Below are 16889 nucleotides of genomic sequence, written 5' to 3'. Positions count from 1 at the left end.
ATCGGAGAGCCTTTCCATGACCACCACCGCCCCGTCCGGCTTCCAGACCGGTTTCGCCGTCCGCCCCGGCCTCGTCGTCGAGGCCGCCCACGCCCGCGACGTGTGCGACGCCGTGGCCGACGCCGCCGCGCGCGGCCTCCAGGTCCACGTCCACGCCACCGGCCACGGGCTGCCCGGAGCGATCGAGGGCGGGGTCCTGATCAGCACCCGCCGGATGGACTCCGTGGAGATCGACCCGGTCCGCCGCACCGCCAGGATCGGCGCGGGCGTCACCTGGGGGCAGGTGATCGAGGCCGCGGCACCGCACGGCCTCGCCCCGCTGAACGGATCGTCCCCCTCGGTCGGCGCGGTCTCCTACACCCTCGGCGGCGGGCTCTCCGTCCTGGCCAGGGAGTTCGGGTACGCGGCCGACCATGTGCACGCCCTCGACGTGGTGACGGCCGACGGGGTGCTGCGCCATGCCTCCCCGGACAGCGAACCCGATCTCTTCTGGGCGCTGCGCGGCGGGGGCCACCGGCTCGGCGTGGTGACCGCCATGGAGATCGGCCTGGTCGCGGCCGAGCGGCTGTACGGCGGCTCGATCGCCTTCCACGGGGACGGGGCAGGTGTCGCCGCCAGGGTGATCGGCGGCTACCTGGAGTGGGTACGGACCGTGCCCGACACCCTGACGTCCTCGCTGGCGGCGATCCGGTACCCCGACCTCCCACAGCTGCCGGAGCCGCTGCGGGGGCGGTACGTGATCTCGGTACGGGTCGCGTACACCGGCAGCGCGGCACAGGGCGAGCGGCTGGTCGCGCCGCTGCGGGCGATCGGACCGGCGGCGGCGGATTCGCTTCGGGAGATGCCGTACGCCGACAGCCACACCATCCACAGCGACCCGCCGTTCCCGCACGCGTACTACGGCGACAGCGTGGTGCTCGACGGCCTGGACTCCGGGCGCGCCGCGCGCGTGCTGGAGCTGACCGGGCCGAAGGCGCCGATGATGACCGTGGTCCAGCTCAACCACCTGGGCGGCGCGCTCGCCGCCCGGCCCGCCGTCGACAACGCGGTGCCCTACCGCGAGGCCGGGTTCCTGCTGCGGCTGCTCTCACCGCTCGACGGCACGGACGTGGCCTCGGTACGGGCCCTGTACGCGGAGGTGTCCGGGCTGCTCGCCCCTCTCGCCCTGGGCCGCTCGCTCGGCTTCTCCTTCGGCGGCGGGGACCGGACCGGGGGCTTCCACGACGCCCGGACACAGCGGAGGCTCGCCGGTCTGGTGTCGCACCACGACCCGGCGAGCCTCTTCGGGGGAAGTTACGGAATCAGCCCCGGCGGCCGATGAGCTTCCAGGCCGCGGGCAGCACGCCCATGGCCAGCGCGGCCTTCAGCGCGTCACCGATCAGGAACGGCACCAGGCCGGCCGCGATCGCGGCGCTCGCCGACATTCCGGTGGCCAGCGCCAGGTACGGGACGCCGACCGCGTAGATGATCGCGGAGCCCAGCACCATCGTGCCCGCGGTGCGCAGCACGGAGCGGTCGCCGCCGCGGCGGGCGAGGCCGCCGACCACGGAGGCGGCGAGCAGCATGCCGAGGATGTAGCCGAACGAGGGGAAGCCCATTCCGGAGGTGCCCTCGGAGAACCACGGCATGCCCGCCATGCCCACCAGCGCGTACACCGCGAGGGAGAGGAAGCCGCGGCGGGCGCCGAGGGCGGTGCCGACAAGGAGCGCGGCGAAGGTCTGGCCGGTGACCGGTACCGGGGAGCCGGGGACCGGTACGGCGATCTGGGCGGCGATGCCGGTGAGCGCGGCGCCACCGAGGACCAGGGCCGTGTCGACGGCGTAACGGTGCCTGGCGGCGGGCAGCAGGTCGGCGAGGACCGCTCCGGTGCGGGCAGGGGCGGCGGCAGCAGTGCTCATCGGGACTCCGCGGGGTGAGGACAGGTGGGGACAGACTGAGCCCGACGTTAGCCCACGGGTTAACGCTCGATCACCATCAGTGGCCCACAAAGCGTTGACCGGGGCATTGGTGGGGTTCGCACAATGGGCGGTACGCAATCGCGCGGCGGCGTGATGCTCGTCACTGAGGTGGGGGCGGAGTGGCCCCGATCCAGCCGGGCGGGGCCACCGGGAGGGACTGTAGGGTCCCGCCAATTCCACCCGGGGCGGACCGACGACCTTCACCCGGGGCGGACCAGCGGCACCCACCCGGGGTCGACCGGTGGCCGAGCGGGCGCCGGCGCGGCCGCGTCAGGACGGCCGCCCCGTGTCCGGGTGCGCACCTTGTGTGAGCATCGTGCCCGTATAGCGGACAGTGGTTCCCCATGAACGGGGTGCGTGCCCAGACTGTGCGCGCACGCCCCCCACATACCGCTCAGACCCCCCTCGCCCCACCCATCTCGTCTCACCTATCGAACAGAGCTTGTCCATGTCTCGGAATTCCGTGTCTCCCCCCACCGGTTCCCCGGCCGCCGTCTCCGACGCCGGGGCCGATTCGGCTCTCACCCACGGGCTCAAGCAGCGCCACCTGTCGATGATCGCGCTCGGCGGGGTCATCGGCGCCGGACTCTTCGTCGGCTCGGGCGCGGGCATCGCCGCCGCGGGCCCCTCGATCATCGTCGCGTACGCCGTCTCCGGGCTGCTGGTCATGCTCGTGATGCGCATGCTCGGCGAGATGTCGGCCGCGAACCCGGCCTCCGGTTCCTTCTCCGTCCACGCGGAGCGGGCGATCGGGCCGTGGGCGGGATTCACCGCCGGCTGGGCGTTCTGGGTGCTGCTCTGTGTCGCCGTCGGCCTGGAGGGCATCGGCGCGGCGAAGATCGTCACCGGCTGGCTGCCCGGCACCCCGGAGTGGGCCTGGGTCGCGCTGTTCATGGTGGTCTTCCTGGGCACCAACCTGGCCTCGGTGACGAAGTTCGGCGAGTTCGAGTTCTGGTTCGCCACCCTCAAGGTCGTGGCGATCACGCTCTTCCTGGTCCTGGGCGTGCTGGCGGTCCTGGGCCTGTTGCCCGGCACGGACGCCCCCGGCACCACCAACCTCAGCGGTGCGGGCGGCTTCATGCCGAACGGCACCGAGGGCCTGGTGATCGGGCTGCTCGCCTCCGTCTTCGCGTACGGCGGTCTGGAGACCGTCACCATCGCCGCGGCCGAGTCCGAGAACCCGGTGCAGGGTGTCGCCAAGGCCGTGCGGACGGCGATGTGGCGGATCGCGCTCTTCTACGTCGGCTCGATGGCGGTCGTCGTCACGCTGGTCCCGTGGGACGACCCGAAGGTCGTCGAGGTCGGCCCGTTCTACGCGGCCCTGGACCACCTCGGCATCAGTGGCGCTGCCGAGATCATGAACGTGGTCATCCTGGTCGCCCTGCTCTCCGCGATGAACGCCAACATCTACGGCGCCTCGCGCATGGCCTGCTCGCTGGTCGCCCGCGGCCAGGGCCCGAAGCGGCTCGGCAGGATCTCCTCGGGCGTCCCGCGCACCGCGGTCCTGGTCTCGTCCGTCTTCGGCTTCCTGTGCGTGCTGCTCAGCTACTGGCGTCCCGACGACGTGTTCCCGTGGCTGCTCAACATGATCGGCGCGGTGATCCTGGTCGTCTGGATCTTCATCGGCGTCTCCCAGCTGATCCTGCGCGTCCGGCTGGAGCGCACCGCCCCGGAGCTGCTCGTCGTACGGATGTGGTTCTTCCCCGTCCTGCCGGTGCTGGCGCTCCTGGCGATGGCCGGCATCTTCTTCCTGATGCTGCGCCAGCCGGGCACCCGTGACCAGCTGCTGGCGACCGGCGCCCTGACCGTGGTGCTCATCGCCATCGGTCTCGTACGGCAGCGGCGGGCGGCGGCCGTCAAGGGCTGACGCCCGGCACGTCCGGTACGCAGGGCACGTTGAGGGAGAGCAGCGCACCGCCCGCCTCCCCGATCCGCACCTCGCTCACCGCCGTGTTCCGCAGCTGCGGGAAGACCCGGCGGTAGGAGCCCAGCGGAATCGACAGCAGTTCGCACAGCACGAGCCGCAGCAGCGTGTTGTGCGCGACGACCAGCACCCGCTGCCCCGGGTGCCCGTCCGCGATCCGGCACAGCGCCGCCGTCCCCCGGGCCGCCGCGGCCCGGGGGTCCTCGGCCCCCGGAAAGGGATGGGCCACCGGGTCGGCGCGGTACTCCCGGGCCCGCTCCGGGTGCTCGGCCGCGAATTCCGCCAGGGTGCGCCCCTCCACCTCGCCGAAGTCGCATTCGCGCAGCTCGTGTTCGCGCCGGGGCGCCAGGCCGAGCGCCTCGCACGCGGGGCGCGCGGTCTCGATCGCGCGGATGACCGTAGAGGTCCAGACCGCGTCGACCTCGCTCCGGGCCGCCCACTCGCCCAGCTGCCGGGCCTGGCGGCGGCCCTCGTCGGTGAGGGCGATGTCGCTGACCCCGGCGTAGCGGTTCTCCGCGTGCCAGACGGTCTGACCGTGGCGGGTGAGCAGCAGGGTGGCCGGGCTCCCGGTCATGGCTTCTCCGTTCGGGTTCGGTGGTCGCGGACGGTCACGGCTGCTCCGCCCGGGTGCGGGCGTGGGCGGCGACCGGGCCGGGCAGCCAGCCGCGCCGCTCCAGTTCGTCCACCAGCGTGACGTACGGCTCGGTGTACCACGCCGTGCGCACCGGGTTCGGGTGCAGCACGTGGCGCAGCCGCACCATCCGGCCCGCCGCCCTGATCAGGGTGGGAGCGGCCCCCGCCCCGTACGCGGCCAGGACGGCCATGCCGAGGGCGGGTTCGCTGTACTGCGGGATGCACACGGGACGGCCCAGGATGTCGGCGCGCAGCCGGCTCCAGTAGCCGCTGCGGACCGCGCCCCCGGTGAAGGTGAGCCGGTCGTGCACCTGGGCGCCGAGCAGGTCGAGGTAGTCGAGGCAGAGCCGTTCGACCAGGCCCACGCCGGTCAGCAGGGCCAGCCAGTGCTCGGCGTCGGAAGCGGGCTCGCCGAGCAGGAACCCGGTGGCCTCCGGCGCGACGAAGGGGAACCGCTCCCCCGTCGCCACCAGCGGATACGCCACCACGCGCGCCGGTTCGTGATCGCGGGCCAGCGCGTCCATGCGGATCGGGTCCACGGCCGGGAAGGCCGCGGTCAGCGCCCCGCCGCCGACCCCGGATGCCCCGCCCGGCAGCCAGCTCCCGTCCGGCGCGCGGTGGTTGTAGACGACCCCGGCCGGGTCCTGCACCGGCGACGAGGTGACCCCCTTCAGGACCAGCGTCGTGCCGAGCACCGAGTTCCAGGAGCCGACGGTGAGCGAACCGGAGGCGAGCTGCGCCGCGCACCCGTCCGTCATCCCGGCCACGATGGCGGTGCCCGCCGGGATCCCGGTCTCCTCGGCCGCCGCCCGCCCCACCTCACCGATCCGGGTGCCCGGCCGCACCACGTCCGGGAAGAGCCCTTCGGGCAGGCCCAGTTTCCCGAACCTCCGCCGCGGCCACTCGTCCTTCGCCAGGTCGTAGCCGGTCTTCAGGGCGTGGCTGGAATCGGTGGGCAGCGGCGTCCCGGCCAGCCGGGCCAGCACCAGGTCGGCCTGGTGCATCACCCGTACGGCGCCGTCCGCCCCTCCCCCGTACTCCTTCAGCAGCCAGAGCACCTTGGGCAGGGCCCAGCTCGGCGGGGCCCCCGCCCCGGCCGCCTCCGCCACGGCCCGTCCGTCGTCGTACATCACCCCCGGCGTCAGCGGCCGGCCCGCCCGGTCGCCGAGCAGCACGGTGCCGGAGGTTGCGCAGACGGCCAGCGCACGCGGGGCCGGGCAGTCGCGCAGCGCCTGACGGCTGGCCGCGCACAGGGCCGTCCACCAGTCGAGGGGCCGCTGCTCATGCCGTACGCCGTCGCGTCTGCCCGTGAGCGGGGCCGAGCCGCTGCCGAGGATCTCACCGCGGTCTCCCGCCACCACCGCCCGGACGCTCTGCGTGCCGAGATCGACGCCCATCCACATATCGGTCCCCTCTGTGAACTTCTCACTCTGCACCGAGAATTTCCGTTGCGCGAGGGATTGACGGCCAACTTTCGTTGTTCCAAGCTCTGTTAACCAGTCGACTCAACATGTGAACGGGCACCCCCACTCATCTCCGGCCGGACCGTGGAGGTCACGGATGGACATGCACGCCCACGACCGGCGACGGTTCCTCGCCATCGGCGCGGCCGCGGCCGCCACCCCGCTGCTGACCGCCTGCGGCGCGGGCTTCGGCGGCGGCAAGGCCGACGGCGACGGTTCCGCGGCCGACGAAGTCACCGGCCCCTTCGACTGGAAGCGGGCCAAGGACAGGACCGTCAAGGCGCTGCTCAACAAGCACCCGTACACCGACGCGCTGATCGCCGACCTGAAGGCGTTCACCGAGAAGACCGGGATCAAGGTCGAGTACGACGTCTTCCCCGAGGACAACTACTTCGACAAGCTCACCGTCGACCTGTCCAGCGGACGCGCCTCCTACGACGTCTTCATGCTCGGCGCGTACATGGTGTGGCAGTACGGGCCGCCGGGCTGGCTGGAGGATCTCGACCCCTGGATTCGCAACTCCTCGGCCACCGGGGCCGAATGGGAACAGGACGACTTCTTCCCCAACCTCCTCGCGGCCGACCGGTGGTCGCTGAAGGCGGGCGCGCCGCTCGGGCAGGGCGGGCAGTACGCGCTGCCGTGGGGCTGGGAGACCAATGTCGTCGCGTACAACACCGAGGTGTTCAAGAAGCTCGGCCTGAAGCCCGCCGAGACCTTCGACGAGCTGCGCGAGAACGCCGCGGCGATCACCCGCCGGGCCCCGGGGGCGGGCTTCGACGGGATGTACGGGGTCGCGGTGCGCGGCTCGCGCAGCTGGGCGACGATCCACCCCGGCTTCATGACGATGTACGCCCGCAACGGCCTGAAGGACTTCACGGTCGACGGCGGGAAGGTGAAGCCCGCGATGAACTCCCCGGAGGCGATCGCGTTCACCCGGGACTGGGCGGAGATGGTCAAGAAGGGCGGGCCGCCGTCCTGGACCTCCTACACCTGGTACCAGTGCTCCAGCGACCTCGGGGCGAAGAAGGCGGGGATGCTCTTCGACGCGGACACCGCCGCGTACTTCCAGGCGGTGAAGGGGGCCTCCCCCGCCTCCGGGAAGATCGCCTTCCATCCCGGGCCGAAGGGCCCCGGCGGCTCGCTCGCCACGAACATGTGGATCTGGTCGCTCGGCATGAACGCCCGGAGCCGCAACAAGTTCGCCGCCTGGCTGTTCCTCCAGTGGGCGACCGGCAAGGAGCATCTGCGCAAGAGCGCGATCGAGCACAACCACATCGACCCGGTACGGAAGTCGATCGGCCAGGACTCCGCGTACAAGGACAAGATGCGGGCCGTTCCGGGCTTCATCGAGACCTTCGAGACGGTCGTCGACGAGACGAGGATCCAGTTCACCCCGCAGGAGCAGTTCTTCGACGCGACGACCAGCTGGGCCGCCGCACTCCAGGAGATCTACGGCGGGAAGAACGCCTCGTCCGTGCTGAACGGCCTGGCCGGCGATCTGGCGTCGAAGGTCGGCTGACCGGTGCCGGGACGCGCGGCCCCCGCACTGGAGGCCGACCACGGGGCGGTCTCCGGCACGGGTGCCGGGAGGCGTGCGGTGCGGGCGGTGCCGGCCTGGCGCCGCTCGCTGCGGCCGTATCTGCTGATCGTGCCCGCGCTGCTGCTGACCGGCGGCATCCTCTACCCGTTCGGCCTCGGCCTCTACTACACGTTGTTCGACTTCGCGGCGAGCAAGCCGCGACCCGACCTGGTGGGCGTCGAGAACTACCGCCGGATCTTCACCCAGCCGGCGTTCTGGGACTCGGCGCGGGTGACGGTGGCGTACGCGGTCGGCGCGGCGGCCGTCGAGACGGTGCTCGGGGTGGCCGTGGCACTGCTGCTGCACCGGTCGAGCCTCGTCGGGCGGGTGCTGGAGAAGATCCTGATCCTGCCGCTGATGATCGCCCCGGTGATCGCCGCGATCATGTGGAAGCTGATGCTCCAGCCCTCGGTCGGCGTCATCAACCATCTGCTGGAGCCGTTCGGGCTCGGCGGTGTGCAGTGGACGGACACCCCGACGGGCGCACTGCTCTCGTCGATCGCGGTGGACGTGTGGGTCTACACCCCGTTCGTCGCGATCCTCGCGCTGGCCGGTCTGCGCTCGCTGCCCGCCTCGCCGTTCGAGGCGGCGGCGGTCGACGGGGCGGGCTGGTGGTTCACCTTCCGGCGCCTGACCCTGCCGATGCTCTGGCCGTACGTCCTGGTCGCCGTGATCTTCCGGTTCATGGACTCACTGAAGGTCTTCGACATCATCTACGCGCTGACCGAGGGCGGCCCCGGCGACTCGACGATGGTGCTCCAGATCCGGGCCTACCTGGAGGCGATCCGCTTCCAGCGCTACTCCTTCGGGATCAGCTACATGATCGTGCTCTGGGCCGTGGTCTACCTGGTCACGATGGCGCTGGTGCGCTATCTGGGCCGGATCCAGAACCGGGCCGCGGAGGTGGAGCGATGAGGCGCAGGCTGCTCTCCGTCGCCGCCGACCTGGCGCTGATCGTCTACTTCGTCTTCGCGCTGTTCCCGGTCGCCTGGATGGTGGTCCTGTCGCTGAAGCCGACGAACGAGCTGTTCAGCACGTACTTCTCGTTCACCCCGACCCTCGACTCGTACCGCACGGTGCTGGGCGCGGGGGAGGACCAGGGCGTGCCGTTCCTCCGGTTCTTCGTGAACAGCCTCGTGGTGTCGCTGGGCGCCGTCGCGCTGTCGCTGGTGATCGGGCTGCCGGCCGCGTACGCCGCCGCGCGGTGGCGGTTCCGCGGCTCGGAGAACCTGATGTTCACCCTGCTCTCGTTCCGCTTCGCGCCCGAACTCACCGTGATCATCCCGCTGTTCGTGCTCTACCAGCAGCTCGGGCTCTTCGACACCTACGTCGGCATGGTGTGGGTGCTGCAACTGGTGACGCTCCCGCTGATCGTCTGGATCATGCGGTCGTACTTCTCGGACCTCTCCCCCGAGCTGGAACAGGCGGCGCTGCTCGACGGCTACACCCGCAAGCAGGCGTTCTTCAAGGTCGCGCTGCCCCTGGTGAAGCCGGGGATCGCGGCCGTCTCGCTGCTCGCGTTCATCTTCGCGTGGAACAACTTCGTCTTCCCGCTGATCCTCACCTCGTCGAACGCGCAGACGGTGACGGTCGGCGCGCTGTCCTTCCTGGGCGGCGACCGGCCCAAGTACAACCTGACGGCCGCGGCGGCCCTGGTCTCGGTGGTCCCGCCGCTGCTGCTGGCCCTCACCATCCAGCGGTATCTGGTGCGCGGCCTGTCGTTCGGGGCGGTGAAGTCATGACCGGTCCGACGGCCATCGCGCTGCGCGGGGTCAGCAAGCGGTACGGGAAGCACACCGCGCTCGACGGCCTGGACCTGGAGGTGGCCGAGGGCGAGTTCTTCTGTCTGCTCGGCCCGTCCGGCGCCGGGAAGACGACCACGCTCAAGACGATCGCGGGCCTGGAGCAGCCGCAGGCCGGGACGGTCGAGCTGGGCGGGGCGGACATGGCGGGCGTGGAGCCCTACGACCGGGGCGTGGCCATGTGTTTCGAGTCGTACGCGCTCTACCCGCACCGCACCGCGTACGACAACCTCGCCTCCCCGCTCCGCTCGCCGCGCCACCGCCTCCCCGCGCACGAGGCGCGCGAGCGGATCGGGGAGATCGCCGAACTCCTCGGCATCGGCGCCCTGCTGGACCGCCAGGTGGGCCGGCTCTCCAACGGCCAGCGGCAGCGGGTGGCGCTCGGCCGGGTGCTGGTGCGGCCGGCCAGGGCGTTCCTGCTGGACGAGCCGCTGTCGCACCTCGACGCGAAGCTGCGGCAGGCGATGCGCGCGGAGCTGCGGGCGATCGGCGCGGTCCGGCGCACCACCACCCTGTACGTCACCCACGACTCGGTGGAGGCGCTGGCGCTCGGCGACCGGATCGGGGTGATCAGGGACGGCCGGATGGTGCAGACCGGTACCCGCGAGGAGTTGTGGCACCGCCCGTACGACACCTTCGTCGCCCGGTCCTTCGGCCGGCCGCGGATCAATCTGCTGCCCGGGACGGTGACGCCCGAGGGGCACTTCCGCTCGCCGGACGGGGCCTGCGAGCTGCCGCTGGCGGTGCCGGCGCCGCCGGGCACCGCCGTCCAACTGGGCGTACGGCCCAGGGACATCGGCCTGGCGGGTCCGGCGGGGGGCGACGGCGGGGGCCCGGGCCTGGAGCTGACCGGTGCCGTCCATGTCACCGAACTGCTGGGCCGGGCCACCGAGGTCACCGTACGGATCGGCGGGCAGCGGCTGTCCCTCGTCGTCCCGCGCGCCGAGGCGGCCGGTCTGAGCCCCGACCGGCCGGTCCGGCTCTCCGTACCGCCTGAGAGTCTGCTGCTGTTCGAGGCCGACCGGCCGGCACGTCCAGGACGAAGGATCAGCACGTGAGCAACGTTCCGCAGCGGGGGCCCGCCCCGCGTCAGGCATCCATATCCGAGTACGTCCTCGCGCAGGGCGAGGTGAGCGCCGCCGAACTGGCGGAGCGCTTCGACGTCAGTCTGATGACCATCCACCGCGATCTGGACGAGCTGGAACGGCAGGGCATCGTCCGCAAGTTCCGCGGCGGCGTCACCGCCCAGCCGTCCGGTGTCTTCGAGTCGAACGTCTCCTACCGGCTGAAGACGATGCGGGCCGAGAAGGCCGCCGTCGCGGAACGGGCCGTGGAGCTCATAGAGCCCGGCATGGCGGTGATGCTCGACGACTCGACGTCCACGCTGGAGATAGCGCGCAGGCTGCGCTCGATCACCCCGCTGACCGTCGTCACCAACTTCCTGGAGGCGATCAATCTGCTGTCGCAGGAGCGCGGCATCCATCTGATGGGCCTCGGCGGGGACTTCGACCCGCTGCACTCCTCGTTCCTCGGTGTCTCGTGCGTGGAGGCGGTGCAGTCGCTCCAGGTCGACATCTGCTTCACCTCCACCTCCGCCGTGTCCGGCGGCTTCGCCTACCACCAGGAGCAGCACATCATCTCGGTGAAGCGGGCGATGCTCGACTCGGCGAGCCGCAATGTGCTGCTGCTCGACCACTCGAAGCTGGGCCGGGTCGCCCTGCACCGGCTCGCCCCGCTCTCCCGCTTCGACCTGCTGCTGGTCGACGACGGGGCGTCCCCGCAGGCGCTGCGCGAGCTCGACGAGCACAAGGTGCCGTACGAGGTCTGCTCCACCGGCCGGGACTCCGGAACGGAGGACCGCGATGACGGGTGAGCACGATGACGGGTGAGCGCGGGGCGGCGATGCCGGATGAGCGCGAGGCGGCGGTGACGGATGACTGAACTGGCCCTTCGCGCACTGCGCAAGACCTACACCGGGCGGGGCCGGGCCGCCGTCGAGGCCGTCCGGTCCATCGACGTCGAGCTGCGCTCCGGCGAGCTGCTGGGGCTGCTCGGCCCGTCCGGCTGTGGCAAGTCCACGACGCTGCGGATGATCGCCGGCCTGGAGACGGTCACCGGAGGCGACATCCTCATCGGCGGCTCGTCGGTTGTCGCGCTGCCGGCCCGGCAGCGCAACATCGGAGTGGCGTTCGAGAACTACGCGCTCTACCCGCCGCTGACGGTCGCGGGGAACCTCGGTTTCGGTCTCGCCGCCCGGGGCGGGTGCGGGCGCGCCGAGATCCGCCGCCGGGTCGCCGAAATGGCCGAACGCATCGGGATCACCGACCTCCTGGACGCCCGTCCGGCCGGGCTCTCCAGCGGCCAGAAGCAGCGGGTCGCGCTGGCCCGCGCGCTGATCCGGGTCCCCGACGTCCTCCTCCTGGACGAGCCGCTCTCCCATCTCGACGCCGCCCAACGCGACACCACCCGGCGGGAGTTGAAGCGCATCCAGCGCGACAGCGGCCACACCGCCATCCTGGTCACGCACGACCAGGAGGAGGCGCTGTCGCTCGCCGACCGGATCGCGGTGATGCGGGACGGCGAGATCCAGCAGCTCGGCACGCCCGAGGAGATCTACGACGCCCCGGCGAATCTGTTCGTCGCCGACTTCGTCGGGGAGCCGGCCGTCAATCTGCTGCCGGGCACGGCCGACGGATCGGGCGGGGTGCGCCTCTCGGACTCCGTGCGCGTCCCCGTACCGCACCGGATCCCGGCGGGACGCGCGGTGGTGCTCGGCATCCGCCCGGAGGATGTGCGTCTGGACGACACTGGTGCACGGGCCCGGGTCGCCGCCCACGAGCCCCTGCTGGAATCCGGCATCGCCACGCTCTCGCTCGACGGGGTGGCGGAGCCACTGGTCGTCGTGACCGGTCCGGAGGTACGGCTCGACCGGGACGACACCGTACGCATCACCGCCGATCCACAGCACGTCCATGTCTTCGACGCCCAGACAGGAGACGCTCTGCGATGACCCGCCCCGAGACGGTCCGCCCCGCCACGAGGATTCTGCTCGCCGGTGACCACTTCGTCCGCAACTCGCTGCTCGCCGAGGCCGTGCACCGCGCGCTCGACCCGCTCGGCACGGATCCGCAGCTCGGCGAGCTCACCCTGCCCTGGCCGCTGGAGCCCTTCGGCAAGGTCGCCGAGGTCGACGAGGCGAGCGACGCCGAGGACGCGCTGATCGCCGCCCTGGACGGGGTGGAGGTGTGCGTGACCCAGATGGGCCCGTTCACCGAGCGGGTGCTGGCCGCCGCCCCCGGTCTCCGGCTGATCGTGGTCTGCCGGGGCGGCCCGGTCAATGTGAACGCGGCAGCGGCACGCGCCCGGGGCGTGCGGGTGTGCTTCGCGCCGGGGCGCAACGCGGCGGCGACCGCCGAGTTCACCGTCGGGCTGATCCTCTCCGCCCTGCGCCGCATCCCCGAGGCGCACCGCTCCCTCGCCGCCGACGGCCGCTGGGACGCCTCGCACTACACGTACGAGAACTGCGGCCTGGAGCTGGAGGACACCCCGATCGGCCTGATCGGTTACGGCGCGGTGGGCAGCCGGGTGGCCCGGGTGCTGTCCGCGTTCGGTGCCGAGGTCGAGGTGTACGACCCGTATGTGCGCGGCGACGTCCACGGCATGCGGGCCGGTTCGCTGGAGGCGCTGCTGGCCCGCTCGCGCGTCCTCACCCTGCACGCCCGGCTCACCCCGGAGTCCCGCCATCTCATCGGCGCCCGCGAGCTGGCCCTGCTGCCGCGCGGCGCGGTGCTGGTGAACGCGGCCCGGGGCGGGCTGCTGGACACGGACGCGCTGTGCGACGCCCTGGACTCGGGGCAGTTGCGGGCGGCGGCGCTGGACACGTACGAGCAGGAGCCGCCCCCGCCCGGCTCGCGGCTCTTCCGTACCCCGCATCTGCTGATGACCCCGCATGTGGCGGGTGCCAGCCGGGCCGTCGCGCAGAAGGCGGCCCGGATCGCGGCGGCCGAGGTGGCGCGCTACGTGCGGGGCGAACCGCTCGCCCACGCGCTCTGAAGGGAGCCGTGACGATGACCGCAACGACGACCGGGACCACAACGAGATACATCGGCGTCGACGTCGGCACGTCCGTGGTGAAGGCCGCGGCCTTCGACCCGCTCGGCCGGACGCTGGCCGTCGAGTCCCGCCCGGTGGGGCTGGCGATCCACGACGGATGCGTGGAGCAGGACATGGACGAGGTGTACGGCGCGGTCGGCGAGGTGCTGGCCGCGCTCGGCTCCGACGAGGTGGCGTTCGCCGGGCTCACCGGCCAGGGCGACGGTGTCTGGCTGGTCGACGCGGCGGCCCGGCCGGTGCGCAAGGCGATCTCCTGGATGGACGGCCGGGCCCATGAACTGGTCGACTCCTGGCTGGCGTCCGGCGTCTTCGAGACCGTCTACCGGCGCACCGGCAGCGCGATGTTCCCGGGCTGTCCGGGCCCGGTGCTGGCCTGGCTCGACCGGCACGAGCCGGCCGCGCTCGATGCCGCGACGACCGCCCTGTACTGCAAGGACATGGTGTTCCAGCGGCTGACGGGGGTCCGGGCCACGGATGTCTCCGACGCGTCCATGCCGTTCCTGGACCCGGTGACCCGTGCGTACGCCCCGGATGTCGTGGCCGCCCTCGGCCTCACCCACCGGGCCCCGCTCCTGGCCCCGGTCAGCGACCCGGTGGCCACCGCCGAACTGCCCTGCGGGTTACGAATCTCCAACGGCCCGTACGACCTGCCTGCCTGCGCGCTCGGCGCGGGTGTCACCCGCCCCGGCGACGGGCTGCTGATCGTCGGCACCTGTCTGGCCGCGCTGGTGGCCACGGAGCGGCTCGACCTGGACGGCGAACCGGCCGGCCTGCACATCTCCACCGACCGACCCGGCCACTGGCTGCGCGCCATGCCCGCGATGGTCGGCACGGCGGCCCTGGACTGGGTCCTGACCACCACCGGCGTGCGCCACACGGAGGTCGACGCGCTGCTCGCCGCCACCCCGCCGGGCGCGAACGGGGTCCGGGTCCTCCCGTACTTCGCTCCGTCCGGCGAACGCGCCCCGTTCGTCGAGCCGAGGCTGCGCGCCGAGTTCACCGGCGTGTCCCTGGAGACGACCCCCGCCGATCTGATCCGCGCCGTCTGCGAGGGCATCGGCTTCGCCGCCCGGCACTGCCTGGAGGCCGCGGGGCTCACCGGCACCCTCGCCCTGTGCGGCGGCGGCACCCGCTCCCCCGCGTGGATGCGGCTGTTCGCCGATGTACTGGGCCGGCCGGTCCGGATCGTCGAGGGGGAGGTCGGTGCGCGCGGCGCGGTGCTCGCGGCGGCGCGGCGGTTCGGCGCGGAGCTGGACACGGCCGCGTGGACGGCCCCGACGGCAGTCGTCGAGCCGGACCCGGCGCACGCGGCGTACTACGCGAAGGCGTACGAGGACCATCTGAACCGGCTCGCGGAGGCCCGTACCCGCGCCCGCGTCTGATCGGCGTACACGCGCCCGCTCCTGATCAGCGGAGAGCCCGGCCGAAGGCGGCGGTCGCGAGCACGGTGCCGTGCGCGTCGGTCAGGCGTATGCCGGTGACCGGCACCGTGCCGGCCGGGACGGGCCCGCCCCAGGAGCCGTAGCCGTCGTCGTCGAGCGTGAAGGAACCGGCCTTGACGGTGGTGCCGTCGGCCCGCTGGACCAGGCAGTGGACGGTGCCGGAGTGCCCGTCGGCGTCCACCGCCATGTAGAGCCAGGGCGAGGCCCCGGCGTAGAGGTAGACCTGCCCGAACGAGTGGTTCCCGTGGGCGAGTTGGGCGGTGAGCAGCTGCGGCTGGACCGGGGAGGCGATGGGCGCGACCGGGGCCGGGCCGCCGGTGTACGCGCCGAGCACCCAGCCGCCGCCGCCGAGCGCCAGGCCCGCTGCCGCCGCCGCGGCGGCGAGGGCGATCCGCCGCCACCGCGGGTGCCGGCCGGCCGGCCGCCGCGCCGGGGCGAGCCCGAGCCGCTCGATCACCCGGTCCTCGAAACCGGCCGGCGGTTCGCGTCCCGGGACGAGGTCCAGCAGCGCGTCCGAGGCGGCGGCCAGCTCGTGGACGTGTTCGCGGCAGGCGGGGCAGTCCTCCAGGTGGTCCATCGCCCCGGCCCGCTCCCTGGCGGGCAGCACGCCGAGCGCCAGCTCCGCGCCGATCTCCCGGAGCTGCTCGCAGCTCAGCGCGCCGTTGTCAGTCATGGTCCACCTGCCTGGCCGCGAGGGACGCCCGGACCTTGCCCATGGCCGCCCTGATCCGGGTCTTGGCGGTACCGAGCGGTATCTGCTCGAAGTCGGCGACCTGCTGGGCCGTCATCCCGTAGATACCGGCCATCACCAGGGCACGCGCCTGTTCCCGTGGCAGCTTGCCGACCGCGCGGCGCAGGTCCGCCACGGCCTCGGCGGACAGCGCGTGCCGCTCCGGGGTGTCGGCGATGGTCTCCATCATGTTCTCCAGATCCGCGGGGTCGACCGGGGTGGCCTTGCGGGCACGTACCGCGTCGATCGCGAGGTTGTGCGCGATGGCGGACAGCCAGGTGGGCACCGATCCCCGGCGCGGGTCGTAGACCTGGGCGTGCCGGCAGGCGCGTTCGAAGGTCTGCTGGGCGATGTCCTCGGCGAGCTGGATGTCGCCCACCACGGCGAGGGCCACGCCGAAGACCCGACGCTGGAACCGCCGTACGAAGGCCACGGCGATCTCGGGATCGCCGGTCATGAGCCCGGCCAGCAGCGCTTCGTCGGGCACCCGCTCCAGGGGGATGCCAATCCTGCGCATACTCCTTACGTAACACGCGCCCGCGCGGATTTCCTGCTGCGGGCGCCCCCGGGACCTCTCGTTCGAACAGGACGGGCCGGGGCGGGGCGGGGCGGCCGGGGCGGGGCGGGCCGGGGACGATCATGAACCCTCGTCCCTGCGGTGCCGTAGGTAATGAAGGCGCGCCCTACCCGGACACGGCGGCGCACGCCGCCTCGGACCCTTGGAGTCGTGATGACGTCCCGCACGACACACATGGCATTGCTCGGGACCGGAGCGGTCTGCGCCCTGGCGAGCGCGGTGCTCCATCTCCTGCTGGTCCCCTCGCACCTGACGGAGATGCCGTACATCGGCGTCCTGTTCCTGATCGGCGGTGTGGTGCTGCTCGCCGTCGCCGCGGGCCTCCTCGGCCGGCAACGGCCGCTCGGCGCATGGCTGATCGGGGCCGTCACCAGCATCGGGATGATCGTGGGTTTCCTGCTGTCGCGGACCGTCGGACTGCCGGGCTACCGCGAAACCGGCTGGGAACCGCCGTACGGCATCCTGTGCCTGATCTCGGAAGTCGTCTTCGTGCTCGCCTTCCTGGCGTGGCTGAAGGCCGGCGGCGCGGGCGGCGGAACGGAAAATCCCCGGGAACGGCAATCCCACGAGCACCCTGGCGCGTATTCCGTCCAGAAGCCTCTGAGGAGGGAAGCCGATGGCGATCTTCAAGCATCTGATCCCCGCCAAGCACCGTGACGAAAAGAGGA

Annotated in this window: 16 protein-coding genes; 11 read left to right on the top strand and 5 right to left on the bottom strand. The window is 72.3% G+C overall.

Going from position 1 to position 16889, the window contains the following annotated elements:
• The first annotated feature begins 16 nt into the window (after positions 1-16).
• On the top strand, positions 17-1321 hold the full coding sequence (locus tag OHA19_RS26845; RefSeq protein WP_405712619.1) for an FAD-binding oxidoreductase: 1305 nt from the start codon (positions 17-19) through the stop codon (positions 1319-1321).
• Here the strand turns inward: OHA19_RS26845 and OHA19_RS26840 are convergent.
• Positions 1302-1898, bottom strand: a complete 597-nt coding sequence (locus OHA19_RS26840; protein WP_405712620.1) for a biotin transporter BioY — start codon at positions 1896-1898, stop codon at positions 1302-1304. The two genes, OHA19_RS26845 and OHA19_RS26840, sit on opposite strands and share 20 nt — an antisense overlap.
• 508 nt (positions 1899-2406) lie before the next feature.
• Between OHA19_RS26840 and OHA19_RS26835 the strand changes: the two genes are divergently transcribed.
• Complete coding sequence (locus OHA19_RS26835) at positions 2407-3825, top strand: amino acid permease (protein WP_405751948.1); 1419 nt, start codon at positions 2407-2409, stop codon at positions 3823-3825.
• Here the strand turns inward: OHA19_RS26835 and OHA19_RS26830 are convergent.
• Both OHA19_RS26830 and OHA19_RS26825 read right to left on the bottom strand, forming a co-directional pair.
• Positions 3815-4456, bottom strand: coding sequence for a histidine phosphatase family protein (locus OHA19_RS26830; protein ID WP_405751945.1), 642 nt, complete (start codon positions 4454-4456; stop codon positions 3815-3817). The genes OHA19_RS26835 and OHA19_RS26830 overlap by 11 nt on opposite strands.
• Before the next feature lie 34 nt (positions 4457-4490).
• Positions 4491-5918 (bottom strand): FGGY-family carbohydrate kinase, encoded by a 1428-nt coding sequence (locus tag OHA19_RS26825; RefSeq protein ID WP_405721453.1) that lies wholly within the window; start codon positions 5916-5918, stop codon positions 4491-4493.
• 157 nt (positions 5919-6075) lie between these two features.
• Here OHA19_RS26825 and OHA19_RS26820 point away from each other — a divergent pair, with 157 nt between their 5' ends.
• Genes OHA19_RS26820 through OHA19_RS26785 form a run of 8 tightly spaced genes read left to right on the top strand, consistent with a single transcriptional unit; the run spans position 6076 to position 14854 of the window.
• Positions 6076-7497, top strand: a complete 1422-nt coding sequence (locus OHA19_RS26820) for an ABC transporter substrate-binding protein (RefSeq protein ID WP_405712625.1) — start codon at positions 6076-6078, stop codon at positions 7495-7497.
• Between the two features lie 3 nt (positions 7498-7500).
• Positions 7501-8472, top strand: a complete 972-nt coding sequence (locus OHA19_RS26815) for a carbohydrate ABC transporter permease (protein ID WP_405712627.1) — start codon at positions 7501-7503, stop codon at positions 8470-8472.
• A complete protein-coding gene (locus OHA19_RS26810) occupies positions 8469-9299 on the top strand; it encodes a carbohydrate ABC transporter permease (protein ID WP_405751942.1) in 831 nt (276 codons plus the stop codon). Before OHA19_RS26815 ends, OHA19_RS26810 begins: the two co-directional genes overlap by 4 nt.
• Positions 9296-10417 carry an ABC transporter ATP-binding protein gene (locus OHA19_RS26805; protein ID WP_405751940.1) on the top strand — a complete coding sequence of 374 codons (1122 nt, stop codon included), beginning with the start codon at positions 9296-9298 and terminating at the stop codon, positions 10415-10417. The genes OHA19_RS26810 and OHA19_RS26805 overlap by 4 nt, the downstream gene beginning before the upstream one ends.
• A complete protein-coding gene (locus OHA19_RS26800) occupies positions 10414-11232 on the top strand; it encodes a DeoR/GlpR family DNA-binding transcription regulator (protein ID WP_405712633.1) in 819 nt (272 codons plus the stop codon). Before OHA19_RS26805 ends, OHA19_RS26800 begins: the two co-directional genes overlap by 4 nt.
• A 60-nt stretch (positions 11233-11292) precedes the next feature.
• Positions 11293-12369, top strand: coding sequence for an ABC transporter ATP-binding protein (locus OHA19_RS26795; RefSeq protein WP_405712635.1), 1077 nt, complete (start codon positions 11293-11295; stop codon positions 12367-12369).
• Positions 12366-13412, top strand: a complete 1047-nt coding sequence (locus OHA19_RS26790; protein WP_405712636.1) for an NAD(P)-dependent oxidoreductase — start codon at positions 12366-12368, stop codon at positions 13410-13412. Before OHA19_RS26795 ends, OHA19_RS26790 begins: the two co-directional genes overlap by 4 nt.
• Before the next feature lie 14 nt (positions 13413-13426).
• A complete protein-coding gene (locus OHA19_RS26785) occupies positions 13427-14854 on the top strand; it encodes an FGGY family carbohydrate kinase (RefSeq protein ID WP_405751937.1) in 1428 nt (475 codons plus the stop codon).
• Between the two features lie 25 nt (positions 14855-14879).
• Here the strand turns inward: OHA19_RS26785 and OHA19_RS26780 are convergent, their stop codons facing one another.
• Positions 14880-15587: a hypothetical protein gene (locus tag OHA19_RS26780; RefSeq protein WP_405712639.1), complete on the bottom strand. Its 708-nt coding sequence runs from the start codon at positions 15585-15587 to the stop codon at positions 14880-14882.
• Complete coding sequence (locus OHA19_RS26775) at positions 15580-16161, bottom strand: RNA polymerase sigma factor (protein ID WP_405751934.1); 582 nt, start codon at positions 16159-16161, stop codon at positions 15580-15582. The genes OHA19_RS26780 and OHA19_RS26775 overlap by 8 nt, the downstream gene beginning before the upstream one ends.
• Before the next feature lie 318 nt (positions 16162-16479).
• Between OHA19_RS26775 and OHA19_RS26770 the strand changes: the two genes are divergently transcribed.
• Entirely contained in the window at positions 16480-16878 is a 399-nt protein-coding gene (locus OHA19_RS26770) for a hypothetical protein (RefSeq protein ID WP_405751931.1), read from the top strand.
• Positions 16879-16889: the final 11 nt, after the last annotated feature.

The organism is Streptomyces sp. NBC_00012 (assembly GCF_045040875.1).
Classification (GTDB): domain Bacteria; phylum Actinomycetota; class Actinomycetes; order Streptomycetales; family Streptomycetaceae; genus Streptomyces.
Note: the sequence above shows the minus strand (reverse complement) of the source record. Positions and strands in the feature narration are given on the sequence as shown.

What these genes read in the sequence shown, in the direction of transcription:
- OHA19_RS26795 (WP_405712635.1), top strand. Translation starts at nt 11,293, where the DNA reads ATGACTGAACTGGCCCTTCGCGCACTGCGCAAGACCTACACCGGGCGG.
- OHA19_RS26780 (WP_405712639.1), bottom strand. Translation starts at nt 15,587, where the DNA reads ATGACTGACAACGGCGCGCTGAGCTGCGAGCAGCTCCGGGAGATCGGC.
- OHA19_RS26845 (WP_405712619.1), top strand. Translation starts at nt 17, where the DNA reads ATGACCACCACCGCCCCGTCCGGCTTCCAGACCGGTTTCGCCGTCCGC.
- OHA19_RS26830 (WP_405751945.1), bottom strand. Translation starts at nt 4,456, where the DNA reads ATGACCGGGAGCCCGGCCACCCTGCTGCTCACCCGCCACGGTCAGACC.
- OHA19_RS26775 (WP_405751934.1), bottom strand. Translation starts at nt 16,161, where the DNA reads ATGCGCAGGATTGGCATCCCCCTGGAGCGGGTGCCCGACGAAGCGCTG.
- OHA19_RS26790 (WP_405712636.1), top strand. Translation starts at nt 12,366, where the DNA reads ATGACCCGCCCCGAGACGGTCCGCCCCGCCACGAGGATTCTGCTCGCC.
- OHA19_RS26835 (WP_405751948.1), top strand. Translation starts at nt 2,407, where the DNA reads ATGTCTCGGAATTCCGTGTCTCCCCCCACCGGTTCCCCGGCCGCCGTC.
- OHA19_RS26770 (WP_405751931.1), top strand. Translation starts at nt 16,480, where the DNA reads ATGCCGTACATCGGCGTCCTGTTCCTGATCGGCGGTGTGGTGCTGCTC.
- OHA19_RS26825 (WP_405721453.1), bottom strand. Translation starts at nt 5,918, where the DNA reads ATGTGGATGGGCGTCGATCTCGGCACGCAGAGCGTCCGGGCGGTGGTG.
- OHA19_RS26805 (WP_405751940.1), top strand. Translation starts at nt 9,296, where the DNA reads ATGACCGGTCCGACGGCCATCGCGCTGCGCGGGGTCAGCAAGCGGTAC.
- OHA19_RS26840 (WP_405712620.1), bottom strand. Translation starts at nt 1,898, where the DNA reads ATGAGCACTGCTGCCGCCGCCCCTGCCCGCACCGGAGCGGTCCTCGCC.
- OHA19_RS26785 (WP_405751937.1), top strand. Translation starts at nt 13,427, where the DNA reads ATGACCGCAACGACGACCGGGACCACAACGAGATACATCGGCGTCGAC.
- OHA19_RS26820 (WP_405712625.1), top strand. Translation starts at nt 6,076, where the DNA reads ATGGACATGCACGCCCACGACCGGCGACGGTTCCTCGCCATCGGCGCG.
- OHA19_RS26810 (WP_405751942.1), top strand. Translation starts at nt 8,469, where the DNA reads ATGAGGCGCAGGCTGCTCTCCGTCGCCGCCGACCTGGCGCTGATCGTC.